General features: G+C 67.9%; 15 protein-coding genes. 3 read left to right on the forward strand and 12 right to left on the reverse strand.

Annotated elements, in window-relative coordinates:
- Positions 1-13: 13 nt before the first annotated feature.
- From OG294_RS24555 to OG294_RS24570, 4 genes are all read right to left on the reverse strand, one after another.
- On the reverse strand, positions 14-430 hold the full coding sequence (locus OG294_RS24555) for a hypothetical protein (protein WP_327068708.1): 417 nt from the start codon (positions 428-430) through the stop codon (positions 14-16).
- 142 nt (positions 431-572) lie between these two features.
- The gene (locus OG294_RS24560) at positions 573-1,055 is read right to left on the reverse strand and encodes a hypothetical protein (RefSeq protein ID WP_442789205.1); all 483 of its coding nucleotides are present in this window, start codon (positions 1,053-1,055) and stop codon (positions 573-575) included.
- Between the two features lie 10 nt (positions 1,056-1,065).
- Complete coding sequence (locus OG294_RS24565) at positions 1,066-1,986, reverse strand: hypothetical protein (RefSeq protein ID WP_442789206.1); 921 nt, start codon at positions 1,984-1,986, stop codon at positions 1,066-1,068.
- A gap of 4 nt (positions 1,987-1,990) precedes the next feature.
- Positions 1,991-2,227, reverse strand: coding sequence for a hypothetical protein (locus tag OG294_RS24570; RefSeq protein WP_327068711.1), 237 nt, complete (start codon positions 2,225-2,227; stop codon positions 1,991-1,993).
- Between the two features lie 280 nt (positions 2,228-2,507).
- Between OG294_RS24570 and OG294_RS24575 the strand changes: the two genes are divergently transcribed.
- Entirely contained in the window at positions 2,508-3,347 is an 840-nt protein-coding gene (locus tag OG294_RS24575; protein ID WP_327068712.1) for a helix-turn-helix transcriptional regulator, read from the forward strand.
- Entirely contained in the window at positions 3,347-3,775 is a 429-nt protein-coding gene (locus tag OG294_RS24580; protein WP_327068713.1) for a hypothetical protein, read from the forward strand. The genes OG294_RS24575 and OG294_RS24580 overlap by 1 nt, the downstream gene beginning before the upstream one ends.
- Positions 3,776-3,888: 113 nt before the next feature.
- On the opposite strand, the gene OG294_RS24585 is transcribed toward OG294_RS24580, so the two are convergent.
- Positions 3,889-4,368 (reverse strand): hypothetical protein, encoded by a 480-nt coding sequence (locus OG294_RS24585; RefSeq protein ID WP_327068714.1) that lies wholly within the window; start codon positions 4,366-4,368, stop codon positions 3,889-3,891.
- Between the two features lie 160 nt (positions 4,369-4,528).
- Here OG294_RS24585 and OG294_RS24590 point away from each other — a divergent pair, with 160 nt between their 5' ends.
- The gene (locus tag OG294_RS24590) at positions 4,529-4,792 is read left to right on the forward strand and encodes a hypothetical protein (RefSeq protein WP_327068715.1); all 264 of its coding nucleotides are present in this window, start codon (positions 4,529-4,531) and stop codon (positions 4,790-4,792) included.
- Between the two features lie 54 nt (positions 4,793-4,846).
- On the opposite strand, the gene OG294_RS24595 is transcribed toward OG294_RS24590, so the two are convergent.
- The 7 genes from OG294_RS24595 to OG294_RS24620 all read right to left on the reverse strand — a co-directional run bounded on the left by OG294_RS24595 (position 4,847) and on the right by OG294_RS24620 (position 13,949).
- Positions 4,847-5,065 carry a DUF7439 family protein gene (locus tag OG294_RS24595; RefSeq protein ID WP_327068716.1) on the reverse strand — a complete coding sequence of 73 codons (219 nt, stop codon included), beginning with the start codon at positions 5,063-5,065 and terminating at the stop codon, positions 4,847-4,849.
- Positions 5,066-5,128: 63 nt separating this feature from the next.
- Entirely contained in the window at positions 5,129-5,956 is an 828-nt protein-coding gene (locus OG294_RS41180; RefSeq protein ID WP_442789358.1) for a peptidoglycan recognition protein family protein, read from the reverse strand.
- Entirely contained in the window at positions 5,953-6,294 is a 342-nt protein-coding gene (locus OG294_RS24600) for a DUF2746 domain-containing protein (protein ID WP_327068717.1), read from the reverse strand. The genes OG294_RS41180 and OG294_RS24600 overlap by 4 nt, the downstream gene beginning before the upstream one ends.
- The gene (locus OG294_RS24605; protein ID WP_327068718.1) at positions 6,284-7,585 is read right to left on the reverse strand and encodes a tail fiber domain-containing protein; all 1,302 of its coding nucleotides are present in this window, start codon (positions 7,583-7,585) and stop codon (positions 6,284-6,286) included. Before OG294_RS24605 ends, OG294_RS24600 begins: the two co-directional genes overlap by 11 nt.
- Before the next feature lie 62 nt (positions 7,586-7,647).
- Positions 7,648-9,891, reverse strand: a complete 2,244-nt coding sequence (locus tag OG294_RS24610) for a siphovirus ReqiPepy6 Gp37-like family protein (RefSeq protein WP_327068719.1) — start codon at positions 9,889-9,891, stop codon at positions 7,648-7,650.
- Positions 9,892-9,918: 27 nt separating this feature from the next.
- Positions 9,919-10,773: a phage tail family protein gene (locus tag OG294_RS24615; protein WP_327068720.1), complete on the reverse strand. Its 855-nt coding sequence runs from the start codon at positions 10,771-10,773 to the stop codon at positions 9,919-9,921.
- Positions 10,770-13,949 (reverse strand): phage tail protein, encoded by a 3,180-nt coding sequence (locus OG294_RS24620; protein WP_327068721.1) that lies wholly within the window; start codon positions 13,947-13,949, stop codon positions 10,770-10,772. The genes OG294_RS24615 and OG294_RS24620 overlap by 4 nt, the downstream gene beginning before the upstream one ends.

The following is a 13,949-nucleotide window of genomic DNA, read 5'->3' on the forward strand; positions in this document are numbered from 1 at the left end:
TGCCGGCCGTACGTCAGTCGAAGTCGGGCGCCGTGTCCACCGCGGCCTTCACCGCCGCATCGCGCTGTTCGGCGTACGCGATGACCTGGTTCTTGATGCCGGTATCGGTGACCTGCTTCCACACCCACGCGGGGTGGGCGCCGGGCTTCTTGGCCGGGACCTGGGTGACGGTCACCAGGACCGCGCTGCCCACCACGCCTTCGAGGTCGCGGGCGAGAACGGTCTGCTCGATCCGCTGCCCCTGGCTGACCTCGGGGGTGTACTGCTTCAGCTGGTCGGGGGTCTTGAAAACGGTCACATCGGCCAGGGCCGAGTCCTTCGGGCCGTTGGGGGTGGGCCTCTGCCGCTCGAAGCCGTTGACCTCCAGAAGGATCGCGAGCGCATCCTGGTGGTCGGCGGGCTTGAACCAACCGCCGTTAGCGGTGGGCATGTTGGCGAGGGCAAACGTCACTGAGTGTCTCCAGACTGCCGGTGTACGGCGTAGGGGGTATTTCGGGGCTTTGGCTGGGGAGCGGCCAGGGAGCTGACCGCGAGGGCGACCGCCACGGCGGCGACCAGCAGGCGTCGGGCCATCAGGCCGCCGCCTTCAGTGCCCGGCCTCGGGACTTCCAGGCGTCCATCACGGACTGGTCGGAGAAGGCCGCCTGGTTGGTTGCCCACAGCCGCTTGAGGTCGTCGGTGCTCGCGCAGTGCTCGATCTGCTCCAGCAGGCCGCCCGGCGTCTCGGCCGCAGGGGCCGGAGACTGCGGGGCCTTCGGTGCGGCTTGGGCCGGCAGAACCCTGGCGTCCAGGCCCTTGACGACCATCGAGGCGGCCTGGGCAGTGCGCGTGGCCTCCAGGACGAGCTCGCTCGGCGCCAGGCCAGCTACACTCTTACCATCGAGTCCGAAGTAGTCCACGATGTCCTGCTGGACCGTCTCTGCAGAGCCGCGAAAGACGACCCAGGAGTCGTCGTAGCCCTTGCCGTACTTGATGGTCACGGTAATTCGGCCCTCGTCGGCCACGCGCACAGCCCCTCTCTCGTGCGGGGCTGTCCGCCCCGCTCTGCTAGTCACACTATCTCAATCAGATGCTAGAAGGAAACCGCGCCAGGGCTCCCTTCTCTCCCCGCATCCTTCGGATGTCGAGGGCCAGGCGGGCAGCCCGCCAACCGAGACGCAGATCCGCCCAGTACAGCGAGCACTCGCCCTGGCCCGCAGGCAGGTGGATGATCACGCCCCAGTCCTGGTTCACGGCCGGCAGGGGCGCGTACGCGACTGCGGCGAGCTCGGCCGGTACGTCGGACCGCTTCCATTGGGCGAGCTCCCGCTGGTCCCGCTGGTCGACCGGGAACAGGGTGTGGTCATACATCTCGCCGTGGGCATAGACCGCGAGCTGGGCGGCCATCTTGAGGCCCCCGTACTCCACGCTGCCCGTCTTCAAGTCGCCGATGAACAGGCCCTCGATGTACCTGCCGTCCGGGCCGGGGCCGCTGTAGTGGAGCATACGGTCGAAGGTACCGCCTGCGCCGAGCTCGTCGACCACGACGAACTGTTCGACGGCCGCCACGTCGAAGTCCGCGGTGGCCGCCTTGTAGGCCGCCATGTCCGCGAGGTCGCTGGCGGACGTGCCGGGCGGTAGCGGTTTACCTTGGTCGACTAGCTCGGAGAGGGCGTGCAGATGAGTGCCCTTCTCCCGCCGGTCGTTGGCGCCCGCGATCTCGGCGGCGTGCTCAGCGGCGCGGTCCAGTGCGGCCTTGCCCTCTCGGCTTGCCGGGTTCAAGTCTTGCAATCCGGCCAACAGGGAAGGCTTGCGGGCCGCCCCGACCAGGGTCATGCGCTTGCCCCAAGAGGTCAGCGCCGACTTGTCCTCGATGCAGTCGATGAACGTGGTGGTCCGGGTGAGAGCGCGCGGCTTCCCGCCGCCCTTGGGGACGACAAGCGGGCGCTTCCAGCCGTCTCGCGGCACCTCGCGACGGTCGGGCAGGTCGGTCAACGTCAAAGGCACTCGATCACTCCTGGCGGGTAACGGACTTGAGATAGAGCCTGATGCGGTCGTTGTCGAGAAACTCGGGCTCGCATTCGTCCTGTGAGAGCAGAGCGAGCCCCCATCCCTCGGCATAGCTCAGCGCGAACCGCAGGTCCTCGATTCGGTGGCCGGGGTCCACGGTGATGTGGAAGTCGACGGACTCCTCGTCGATGTGGAGCCATACCCCTGGCTCCGAGGCCACCGCGTGATGGCAGGTCATGTGCTGGCTCCTCCCCCCGCGCTGGCGCTGCGGCCCCATACGCGGTGCACGTCGTTCACGTGGTCGATCCTGTATCCAAGGTTGCAGAAAGGTCAACTTAGTTAAAAGCCCAGGTCAAGGGCCCGATGCTATGCTTGGCGGCCCGGCAGGTGATCTACGCGTGTAAACCGGCAGGAGGTTGCCGCCGGAAAAAACTTTCCGGCAAACACTTGCCGGTTGAATAAATGAATGACCAGTTACGATGATTCCGAAATCGCAAGACCGCTTGAAGGTGATCTCTGTGAATACCAACCGACGCCACGGCGACCCCGACCCGACTCCAGCGGAGGAGTTGATGGGGCTCGCGGGTCTCCTGCGGGCCTGGCGCAAGGCCGCCGGCATGGAGCTGGGCCTCGGGAAGCACTTGCCGCAGGCGGAGGTCGCAGCCGCCGCAGGGAAGAGCGAGCGCTGGTATCGAGAGCTGGAAAGCGGAGCTACCCTCCGCCTGGACCGCGAGACCATCGAGCGAATGGCGGAGGTGCTCCTACTGGGAAACGAGGAACGCTTGACTCTCTACTACTACACACAGGGCAGCGCACCGCTTGAGAAGAGCAGTCCGCTGGGCGACTCCGCGGCGCACGGCGCGCTACAGCTCCTGCTCCACCAGCAGGAGCCCAGGCCGGCCTACCTGAGCGATGCCAGCTGGAACATCGTCGGCTACAACAGGGCCATGTCCGACTGGTTCCCTTGGGTGCTTGAGCCTGGTGCGAACCTCATCAAGTGGGGCCTGACCTCCAAGGAGGCCCGCACGCAGCTCGTCGGCTGGGACCACCACGCCCGCATCTATCTCGCCATGGTCCGTCAGGCGCTCGCGAGGTTCAAGAACGACCTGGCGCTCACTGCGCTGCTGGCCGAGGTCCGCAAGGACCCCGTCGTGGACGCCTTCTGGAACGAGGGGCCGACTCTGGTCAGTCACCGTGACGGGCACCACTTCCGCCTGGACATCCCGAGGTTCGAGTCCCAGATCGATGTGGTGTCCCAGGTCCTGGTGCCCGCCACGTACCCCGATCTGCGCTTCGTGGTCATCTCCTACCTCGGCTCCGAGGACGAGCCCGAGGCGATCGAGGCCAAGCCGGCATGATGGCAGATCGCACCGCCTCTGCCTCGCCCGCTCCGAAGGCGGCCCTTCAGCAATACGGAACCGTGCCGAACCTCGATTCCGCAGTCGAACTCGCCGGGCCGGAAGGCGTACGCCTCACTGAGATGAGCCGTCACCTCGGCCAACGTGAGCAACTCGTCTTCGCGCCCGACACCCGCACGGTGATCTGGGCCAGTCAGCAAGCCGACGGCCAGTGGCTGACCGAGGAGCTGTCGGCCGAACGGGCCCTGATGCAGGTGCGGCCCCGGCATCGCCGCGAAGCGCCGCACGAATACCGGCTGCTGCTTCGCGCAACGCTCGACGGTCGCCCCGATGTGCTGCCCACGCAGCTCGACGAGCAGATAGACGATCTCCAGGAGCGCCTCGCCCACCTGCGCGCCCTCCGGGATGAGCTGCTCTCCGTCGGCTAAGCCCCCGAGGAACAGGGGGAGTTGGTGCCGGGCGGGGGACGGCACCACTGACCCTGCCGCCCATTTGTGCCTACCGTGCAATACGAAAGGGGGCCCCGAAGAAGGGGCCCCCTTTAGGAGAGAGGTTCGCTGTCGCTGGCTGCACTTGTGGACTGTCGCCTCAGGCTCGCGATGGGCTCGCGGATCAGATCCGTATCGCTGGCTTCGCGTGGCACATAAAAGAAACCGTCCTCGGTCTGAGGGGCGTAGTAAACAACGGTTCCTGTGCTTTCACGCTCCGCCTTCCAGGAGGTCAGTCGAGAAAGGTCTGCCTCTTTCAGCTCGTGCCCCGCGCGTCGCCGGGCCTCAAATCGCAGCATTACCAGAGGGTACTGCCACCGGTGCTCTTCCTTGACCTCCCAAGGAATGAGATCGGCATCTCTGGTGATTCGCAGATCGAGGCCCTTGCGGTGCCGGAAGGTTGCCCACATCGAGGTGGTCGTCTGGATGTTGTACTTCTCCAGGTACTTCTCGACCATCCACGCGTAGGACTTGCCCTCGCGAAGCCAGCGAATAGCCTCCTGCTCGTCTTGTACCTTGGTCTTGGCGGGCATGTGCTCCCCTTCGGTCAGCGGCCCGGCGCGACGTTTGCCCTCGCCGCGCACATGCGCCCTACAGTGACATGTAAGAGTTGATGCAGTCAAGCCAAGAAGGGCGGCCATGGTCGAGGTTACGGTAAGAGTGTGTGATCGGTGCAAGCGGGTGGATCACCCGGTGCGTCGTTACACCCTTACGGAAGGCGAGCGGAGCGTCACGCGAGATCTGTGCGCGGAGCACGGAGAGCCCGTCGAAGAGCTGATGGAGGAGCCGCCCGAGCCGGCAGAGGCACAGCCCGCCCGCAAGGCCGCCGTGAAGAAGGCCACAGCGAAGAAGGCCCCGGCGAAGAAGGCCCCGGCGAAGAAGACCGCCGGTCGGCCGCGCGGCACGACGAAGACGATGACTGTCGAGGAGATCGCGCAGCTCAGTAACCCGCAGTAGCGGGAACGCGAGAAAGGCCCCACCGAGCCGGGGAGGTCGGTGGGGCCTGTTGAGCTACTCGGTCTGGTCCGGCTCCTTCGGTGCAACCACGCCGAGCGCGGTCAGCACCTGTACGGCCAGGGCGATTTCCGGCCGGTCGGTGTACGCGACTGCCAGCGCGGAGACGATGACACCGATCAGGGCCAGCACCGCACCCACGCGGGATCGGTACCGAACTGGAAGCAGGCTCAGGAGAGTTACCGGCTTGAAGCCGGGCGTCGTCATCTTGCTCATTGGGGATTCCTCCATCGGGGTAGTGGTGCGTCGGGTAGTTGAGTGCCCAAGCGGATCGGCAGGTCAGGCGACCAGTCGGCCCCACGTCGCTGGGCCGACAACGCCATCGGCGGCCAGGCGCTGATCTCCCTGGAATGCGCGCACAGCCCGCTCCGTCCCGCCGCCGAAGTCGCCGTCGACACCCCACGGCGCCAGGGCCCAGCCGTAGCCGCGCTGAGTGAGGGCGGTCTGGATGACGCGGACGCTCGCCCCCTTGGCACCTCGGGCGATGAGGTACCCGGGGTACGGCGTGCCGGTGCTACCGCCACCGCCGGGTGCGGGCATGCCAGCCTTCACCCACGCGTACAGTCGGCCGCCGGGGCACTCGGTGGCGAAGCCGTCGCGGTGGCCGTGCTTGGACAGGACCCGGCCGGTCTTGGAGCACGCCTCGTCGTACAGCGCCCGCGCCGAGCGCAGAGCCGCGTCCGAGGGGGCCTGATCTCCGCCGATGGCGATCTGGACGCCGATCGCGCTGCGGTTGTGGTTCGGGCAGTGGGCGCCCTGGAGGCCCCAACCGCGGCCCTCGTAGACGTTGCCGGCCTGGTCGACGATGAAGTTATAGCCGATGCCGCTCCACCCGTTGTTCAGGTGCTCGCGCTCGATCGCCTGGGGGATCGCGTTGCCGGTGCGGGTGATGGGGGTGCCGCCGTCGTAGTGGATGTAGTACTCGGTGCGCTCGGAGAGCGGGACGCTGGAAACGCCGCTGGTCCACGGCTTCGCGCCCCAGGAGCTGCGGGAGATGATGTTGACGCTCAGGGTTTGCCTCCAGGCATGGGAAAGCCCCCGGCGCGATGCGCGATCGGGGGCGGGGGATGCCGCTGGCCGCCAGAACGGGCGGCAGGCGGAAGTCAGTTAGGGTGGTGCAGGTGGGTGTCGAGGCGTTCGGCGACGGCGAGGCGTTCGGCGCGCTCGTGGCCGATCTCCCGGCGCAGGCTGGCCAGTTCCTCGCCGTGGCGGTCCTGTCCGTCGAGCACCCGGCCCAAGCCCTCGATCACTCGGTCGAGGTCGTCGCGCAGGTTGGTGCCGTGCGAGTTGGCGACCTGTTCGCGAGCCTCCTGCGCGTGCTCGCGCACTTCGGCGATTGTGGCGCTCTGGCGACGCACGAGTTCGACCAGGACGCCGACCAAGGCGGCGGTGATAGCCCCGCCGGCCGAGACCAGCGCGACCTGGACGGAGGGCTCAACGGTCACGACCGAGCTCCTCGATCCTCCGCTCCAAGGCGGCCAGGCGTCGGGCCTGCTCCTGGACGACGGGCAGGAGGGCGACGCCGAGCAGGTCGTAGCGGACGCTGTCGATCCGGCCCTCCTCGTCGTGGACGACGATCTCCGGCAGGGTCTTGGCGACCTCCTCGGCGATCAGGCCGTACTCGTCCTTGCGGCCCTCGACCTGCTCGCCCTCGTCGTTGACGGTGGGCTTGCGGTCGTACACGCGGGGCCGCAGCGCGAGGACGTCGGTCGGGGCGATGGCGACGTCCCGGACGTTCTCCTTGAAGCGGATCGAGCTGGTGTTGCGGCAGAAGTTGTGGTTCCCGTCGACCCATACCGCGTACCAGTTGGACCCGGCCGGCGTGTTGCTGTGGGGCCGGTCCGAGCCGTTGGCCCGGTTGATCGTTCCCCACCACTCCAGGTACTGGCCGTGCCCGTGGTCGGTGGGCGGGAACTGGCCGGGCTTGCCCTGGATCTGGTCCCACCAGTGCGTGTGGCCGGCGGGGGTGTACTCGCGCGGGATGTCGGTCAGCGACCAGAACGAGTGCGAGTGCCCGGAAGGTGGGAAGGAGCCCGGCTTGTTGACCACGTCGTTGTAGTCCACGGTGTGACTGTGTGCGCTCGGCGGGAACGTGCTCGGCTTGTTGGTGACGCTCGTCCAGGACACGATCGGAGCAAGGTCGGTCCAGGCCGCCCCGTCCCAGTACTCCCACTTCGAGGTGGTGCGGTTCAGGCCGAGCTTGCCAACGCGCGCGCTCGCCGGGCGGGTTGACGAGGTCCAGGTGCCAACCCGCGTCCCGAGGAAGGAGCGGTCGTCGGTCACGGCTGACAGGGCGATGTTGGAGGCCGAGGCGCTGACGGCAATCAGGCCCAGCGAGATCTCGAACAGGTCGGTGTCAGTCTGGGTGAGGGCCGGCGCGCTGCCGCCCGGTGCGCCCTTCAGTACAGCCAGTGTGATGTTGTTGGCCGTCGGGTTGAGCCGCAGGACGACCCGATCGGTGCGGGCCGCCGTGTCGGCTGCGGCGACTGGCAGGACCTCCACGGCAGTTGAGAGGAAGGCGTGCCCGCGCACGAGAGCGAAACCCGGCTGGATGGACACCTTCATGCCCGATGCGTCGGCGGCCACCTTCAGGTCTAGGCCGGTGGCCGTACCGGCGATGCCGGAGTCCTGGAGCTCGCGGAACAGGCGAGAGAAGTCGGTCTCGGTGGTTGCCTGGCCGTCGAACGGATAGGAACTGGTTGCGATGGAGAAGCCTCCTTGGCGTGGGGCGTACAAGCGCCTCGCGTGCTCGCGGGCGGGGGCTGGCGGATCAGCTGAGCGCTGGGTGACGGCTTCGACTACGAGTCGGCGGAGAAGCGCAGACAACCGAGGTCGAGCCAGCCGTTGTTGACAGTGCCGACGCCTCCGTCGAGGCGGACGAAGATGTCGCCCGCGGAGTCCACGTCGAGACGCATCGCGGCGCCGTTGTTCGGCGCCATGAAGATCCGCCTGCCTGCCGGCCGGTAACCAGCCGGGAGCGTGGCGATGACCCGCTCCTGCTCGCACAGGCCACCCTTGATCAACCCCTTCACCTCGACCTGGCCGCCGGGCAGCTTCCGGAAGGCAGCGGAGGACCACGTGTTGGTGGGCACGTCGGGGTTGGTGGCGGTGAGATTGGAGTCGAAGTTGACCCAGGAGTTCTGGAGCGTCAGGTTGCGCCAGTGGTCGATCAGTTCACCGGTTCCGAGCTTCAGCGACGGGGCCCCCCAGCCGTCGCTGTTGAAGGCCGCTACAAGAACGCAGTCGTCGGGCGGGGCAGGGGCACCAGCGGTGTAGCCCGTGACCAGGAAGTTGGCGGGGTTGGACGCAGAACCCGAGCCGTAGGGGATCTTGTACCAGAGTGCGGCCCACCTGGTGAGGCCGCTGATGTTGATCCTGCCGCCGGTCACGGTCACGCTCGTGGCCCCGTAGTGCCCGACGACGGGGATGACTGTGCCGTCGGGCGGCATGCTGATGTCGAAGTACCCGTCGGGCGCCCAAGAGCCGCGGCCGATGGAGATGGCGATGAAGCGTGTCGACCAGGAGAAGCCGTTGCCGTCCCAATAGATCCTGCCGCCGCCGGTGAGCTGGTTCTGCGAGCGCTGGTGCGTGCGGGCGCCGTCGGGGTTGAGGAGCGTCGTCATCGTCGCGGCGCGCCACGGGCCCCAGCCACTGGGGCGGTTGCCGCCCCGGTAGTACTCCTCGTGGGTGGTGGTGTTGGCGTGAACGCGGCTCCATCGCTGGGAGATGTCGCCGGTGTCCTGGTGCTGGGTGAACAGGAAGCCGTATCGGCCGCCGAAGTCCCAGCCACCCGCGGTGGCCTGGTCGCCAGTGAGGTAGGTGACCGACGCGCCGAGTGGATACGCGGACTCGGGCGAGGACTGGGTGATGGCGGAGGGCGCCAGGACCCTTGGCCCGGCTGGTGTGGCTTCGGCTGTGCGCTCCAGGGCGGACACCCGCGCATCGGTGGTCTGCATGTGTCGGGTGAGGGCAGCGCCGAGTGTGAAGCCGGCCGGGTCGCCGAGCAGGGCGCCGACCTTGAAGCCGTCGGCGTTGGCCTTCAGCAGCATGCCGGTGACGGTGGAGGCGAGTTCCTGCCCCTCGACGACGACGCCGACGCGGTCACCGAGGTACCACTCGATGCCGAACCGCATCGTGGAGTCCTCGACGGGGACAGCTTGGACAGCGATGCCGGTGAAGCCGCTGTCGGCGAGCGCCTCGGTGCCGGCCTGCTTCAGCTCGGTCACGTCGTTGGTGTTGCGCTGGTCGACGAACTTCTCGATCCGGCGGCCCCAGTCGGCTTCGGCGGCGACGGACGTTGCGTCGTCGACCTGGAGGAACTGGCGGTTGGTGAGGTCGCCCTGGCCTGCGACCAGTACGCGGGTCACGCCGGGAGGGGAGATGGCGACCCGCTGTCCGGAGAGCGTGCGGTTGCGGGCATCGAGGCGGATGGTCTTGGAGCGGTCGGTGACCTGGTAAGTCTCGAAGACGAGCTGGTTGCCGCGTTGGACGATACGGAAGCCGAGTCCGGCGACGAGCGCAATCTCGGACAGCAGGTCGCCCAGCACTGGGAAGCGCGCCTTCTTCGTGAGTGTGGCTCCTCGCCCCAGGCTTCCGCCCATGCGCAGTCCGGCCTTGCGGCGGGCAGCGGGTGCGTACTGGCCGCAGTTGGCGTTGACGAAGTCCTGCATCAGGGTTTCGGCAGGGCCGGTGCGGATGTCGTGGCTGACCTTCTGGGCGGAGGCGTCCGGGTTGCTCGGCTCGGGCCAGGCCAGCGTGTCGGACAGCGTGATGCTGTCGGACACGCCCTCGAACGACACTGTGCCGGCCGGATCGTCCGGGGTCGACGCGAGCTCCGACTTCACGGTCGGACCGGACATGAGGACATCGGTCGGACCGGTGACGATGATGCCTGACCCGGGCGTGCGTAGGACGGTGGTCAGCGGGTGCTCGGCGGCGAGGGACAGCTTCCAGGTGCCGACGTTGTTGAACGTGTCTTGCAGCTCCAGGACGAGCTCCTCGGGACGTATGACGCCCTGTCGCGCGAGGGCCTTGTCCCGCACTTCGACGGTCAGATCGCTGAGCTTCAGTCAGATCACCATCCATTTCCTGGGTCGCCACGAGCAGATGATCTTCGAGTCGGCGGTGACGCCGAGCAGTTGGGCGGTGGCGGTGGACAGACCTGGCTTGATGCTCCAGAAGCGAGGCGCGGGCGCGAGGTCGGCGTACCGATTGGTGCCGGCCTGGTCGACGACGCTGCCGGTGCGGGCGTCCACCGTGAGGACCTCGCCTGCGGCGATGGTCCCGCCCCAGGCGAGGGTCTCCTTGTCGGGGGAGACGGCCTGAAAGCCGTAGCCGGGGCCGTGGATCTCCCAGACGGGGTAGGCAACCGAATCGCCGGCGTTCTCCAAGGTGATCGAGCCGATCGCCTGGGAGGCGGCGACCGGCAGGGACGCCAGGTTCGACAGGAGCGAGGCCGTCTTGGTGTCGCCGCCGATTACCTGGAAGGATGCCTCGGACGAGGTGAAGTACGGGTCCGCACGCAAGGTCAGCACCGTCTGAAGATCGCGCTCGCCGGTCGTGCTCTGCCCGTAGGTCACGTCGCCGCCGCCGGTGCGTACGACTTCGGTCGTCCAGCGGGAGCCGTCCTCGTTCACCAGGGCGAGGGTGCACGGCTCGGCCAGGACGCGGGCGAGGCGGGACAGCAGGTCCGCTAGGTGGGCCCGGTCCCGGCCGACGATGTCGAGCGGCAGGTCGATGTCGCGGGACAGGACGCGCCTGCCCCGGTAGACCGAGCCGTCCCCGGCGCCTTCCAGCCACTGGACGGACACCGGGGGCAGGCCGGCACCGGTCATGCCGGTCAGGGCCTGGAACCCGGTGCCCTTCTCCTGCACCTCGTTGAGGTTCAGGATGTCCAGCGTGCTCTCCAGCTGGAGCTTGATCACCAGCCCACCATCCTTGCTCGGCCGGCGGCCGTGAACAGGTCCTCTTCGGCGCCGAGGCTGCTGCCCGGGGCGGCGTAGTAGTTGAGGACCTTCGTGGTGCCGCCGGGCGAGGACCCGGCGAGCGCGCCCGCAGCGGAGGCGTAGACGCCGCGCGCCGCGCGGAGCTGGCCGATGGTCGGGGAGTGGAACTCGGTGCCGGCCACGTCATCGGTCAAGCCCTTGAGGGATTGGCGTACGGCGTCGTAGCGGGACTCAAGTCCGCGGATGAACCCGTCGATCACGAGCTGGCCGGCGTTGGTCAGCAGGACGCGGTCGAGGGTCTCGGGGCCCTTCCAGTCGGTGAGGCTGCTGGTCAGGTCGCCGAGCTTTTTCTTCACGTCGCCGAACATCGAGCCGATGCCGGCGATGAAGCCCTTGATCAGGGACTTGCCCGCCTCGACGAGCTTGGAGCCGATGTCACCCAGTGCATCGAGCGCCTTGCCCGGCAGGTCCTTCATGAAGGTGACCACCGCGCCGATGCCGTCGGACACGGCTGTGCCCAGGCCGCTCCAGGCGTCTTTGAACAGTGTGGCGACCGCGTCCCAGCCCGCCTTGGCGACGCCACCGACGGCCTTCAGCCCCTTGCCGACCAGGCCGATGATGCCGACGTTGAGGACGACCTCGATCAGGCCGAGGATCGTGTCCCAGATGCCCTTCACGAAGGAGCAGATGCCGTTCCACAGGTCCGACCAGCCGCGCTTGAAGGTGTCCCAGTTGCCGGTGAACAGACCCTTGAACAGGCCCCACCAGATCTCGAAGAATCCCTTGATGAAGTTCCAGATCCCGACGAAGATCTCTTTGAAGCCCTCAAGGACCAGGGCGACGCCGTTGATCGCGTTGACCAGCGAGTTCGCCAGGATCTCGATGACGAACTTGAGGATCGGCACCAGGACCGGCATCAGGAACTCAGTGACGGCCAGCAGTGCCTTGAGGAACGGCTGGATCGCCTCGACGACGCGGGTGAACGCTTCGCCGAGCTGGGGCAGGAACTCCGCGATGACCTGCTGGAGCATCGGCAGCAGGGGCGTGATGACCGCCGTGATGATCTGGAGCAGGACCGCGACGACCGGGGTCAGCGCGGTCAGAACCGTCGCGATCAGCTGGGCCAGCACTCCGAGGATCGGGGCCAGCGCGGTGACCAGCTGCTCGACCAGCGGCGCGACGGACGCCAGGATCAGGCCGAAGATCTGGGCGATCGGCGGCAGGATCGCCGACAGCGCTGCGAACGCGGCGGTCAGCAACTGGCCGACGATCGGGACGAGCTGGGTGACGATCGGCGCGAGCTGCTGAATGGCGCCTGTCAGGGCACCGCCCAACAGGGCGATGATCGGGATGATCGACGGGGCGAGGGCGGTGAACGCCTGCGCGAGCGGTACCAGGGCGGCCGAGATGAGCGGGCCGAGCATCGCCGCGAACGCGCCGATCACCTGCATGAGGGCGCCGAGCGCCTGGCCGAGCGGGGCCATCGCCGGGGCGAGGGCCTGCACGGCGGACTCGATGCCGGCGAACAACGCCGTGACGCCGCCGGTCACCGCGGGCTGCGACAGCGCCGCCGCGATGGCGCCGATCGCCGTGCCGAGGATCGTGCCGACCTTCGGCAGAATCGTTTCTGCAAGCTGGGCAAGCTCGGTGAACAGGCCCTTCACCGCAGGCCCGGCCTGGGAGGCCAGGTTGGCCATCGCCTCGTGCGCGGCCTTGAACGTGCCGACGAGCCCGGCCTGGAAGCCCGAGCTGTCCACGATGCCGTGGACGCGCTCCAGCGTGTCGGCCAGCATCCCCAGCGTGGAGCCACCCGCCTCCTGGGCGGCTCGGCCGATGCCGGCCAGGATGCCGCCGAGGTTGAACAGGACCGAGCCGAGGTCCTTGACGTTCTGGATCGCCGTGGTGATCCAGGTCGCCAGGCGGCTGTCCCCTTCGGCCGCCGTGAGGAAGTTCGAGAAGCGCGTCGAGATGTCGACGAACCACTGCGCCAGGGACGGCAGGTAGGAGGTGCCGACCTTGCCGAGCACCGCGATGATGTTCGCGAACGCCCCGGTGCCGGTGGTGGCGATGGTGATCGACCCGGCGAGGTCGGTGAACATCTGGTTCAGCGCCGGGTCGAGCGCCCCCTGAAGGCCGGTCGCCAGGCCACAGAAGAAGCCGCCGAGCTGCGTCGCCGTCTGGGCCAGGCCCGCGGTGAACTTCGGAAGGAGGCCGTCGACCAGCTCGCGGATCGGCTGGGCGGCCTTGTCCCAGAAGTTCTTGCTGATCGTGTCCTGGAGGCCGCTGAGCGAGGTCTTGACCTCCGGCAGGACCTTGTTGAAGTCCTTGAGCGCGGCGATTGTGACGCCGAGGCCGACCGCTACGCCTCCGAGCAGGCCGGGCAGCAGGAGTGCGGCTGGGCCGATCTGGGCCAGCGAGGAACTCAGCGCAGCCAGGTTGCTCGCTGCGGACAGTCCCCATCCGGCCAGGCCAGCAATCGCCAGCGCCAGGGAACCGATGACCGGGACGGACTTGTCCAGGTTCCGCAGGGTGCGGCCGAGCTTCTCGAAGATGTCGTTCAGCACCCGTGCGCCCGACAACGCGGCCAGCGCGGCGCCGACCTTGGCGACCGAGGTGTTGTCCAGCTCGGGCAGGATCGGCACCGTGCGGGGCCGGGTGAGGACCTGGAGCCGGGCCGAGACGGCGGCGCCCGCGCCGTTGGCGATGTCGAGCTTGACCTCGACCTTGAGCGGGGAGACCTTGTCCCGCCAGTGCTCAAGGTCGTGCTTGATCTTGTCGAGGTTGGCCTGGTCGAGCTCCAGCTTGATGTCCCCGGTGACCTCGACGTCGTCGGCCCGGAACGTGATCTTCTTGTCGCGGGCGCGCTGCTGAAGGTCGCGGGCCGCCTGCTGGATGGCCCGGCTCATCCCGGCGGTGGAGATCGCCGTGTAGAAGCGGACCTTCCGTGCGTCGGTGGTCTTGTTCCGGGCGTTGATCTCCCTGATCTGGGTCAGCAGGTCCCGCTGGAGTCCCGTGGCGTCGATCTTCGCGCTGACCGTGACCTTCAGCTGCTTCTCGATCCGGTCGAGCTGCACCTGGGCCTTGGCCCGGAAGTCGTCGGTGTCGGGGAGGACCTTCACCGAGACGCGGCCGACGATCTGTCCCGCTGCGGGCAT

This window comes from Kitasatospora sp. NBC_01302 (assembly GCF_035976515.1).
In the GTDB taxonomy this organism is placed as follows: domain Bacteria; phylum Actinomycetota; class Actinomycetes; order Streptomycetales; family Streptomycetaceae; genus Kitasatospora.

Coding starts and splice junctions, on each gene's coding strand:
- OG294_RS24555 (WP_327068708.1), bottom strand. CDS start 430: ATGCCCACCGCTAACGGCGGTTGGTTCAAGCCCGCCGACCACCAGGAT.
- OG294_RS24570 (WP_327068711.1), bottom strand. CDS start 2,227: ATGACCTGCCATCACGCGGTGGCCTCGGAGCCAGGGGTATGGCTCCAC.
- OG294_RS24580 (WP_327068713.1), top strand. CDS start 3,347: ATGGCAGATCGCACCGCCTCTGCCTCGCCCGCTCCGAAGGCGGCCCTT.
- OG294_RS24585 (WP_327068714.1), bottom strand. CDS start 4,368: ATGCCCGCCAAGACCAAGGTACAAGACGAGCAGGAGGCTATTCGCTGG.
- OG294_RS24595 (WP_327068716.1), bottom strand. CDS start 5,065: ATGAGCAAGATGACGACGCCCGGCTTCAAGCCGGTAACTCTCCTGAGC.
- OG294_RS24620 (WP_327068721.1), bottom strand. CDS start 13,949: ATGCCCGCAGCGGGACAGATCGTCGGCCGCGTCTCGGTGAAGGTCCTC.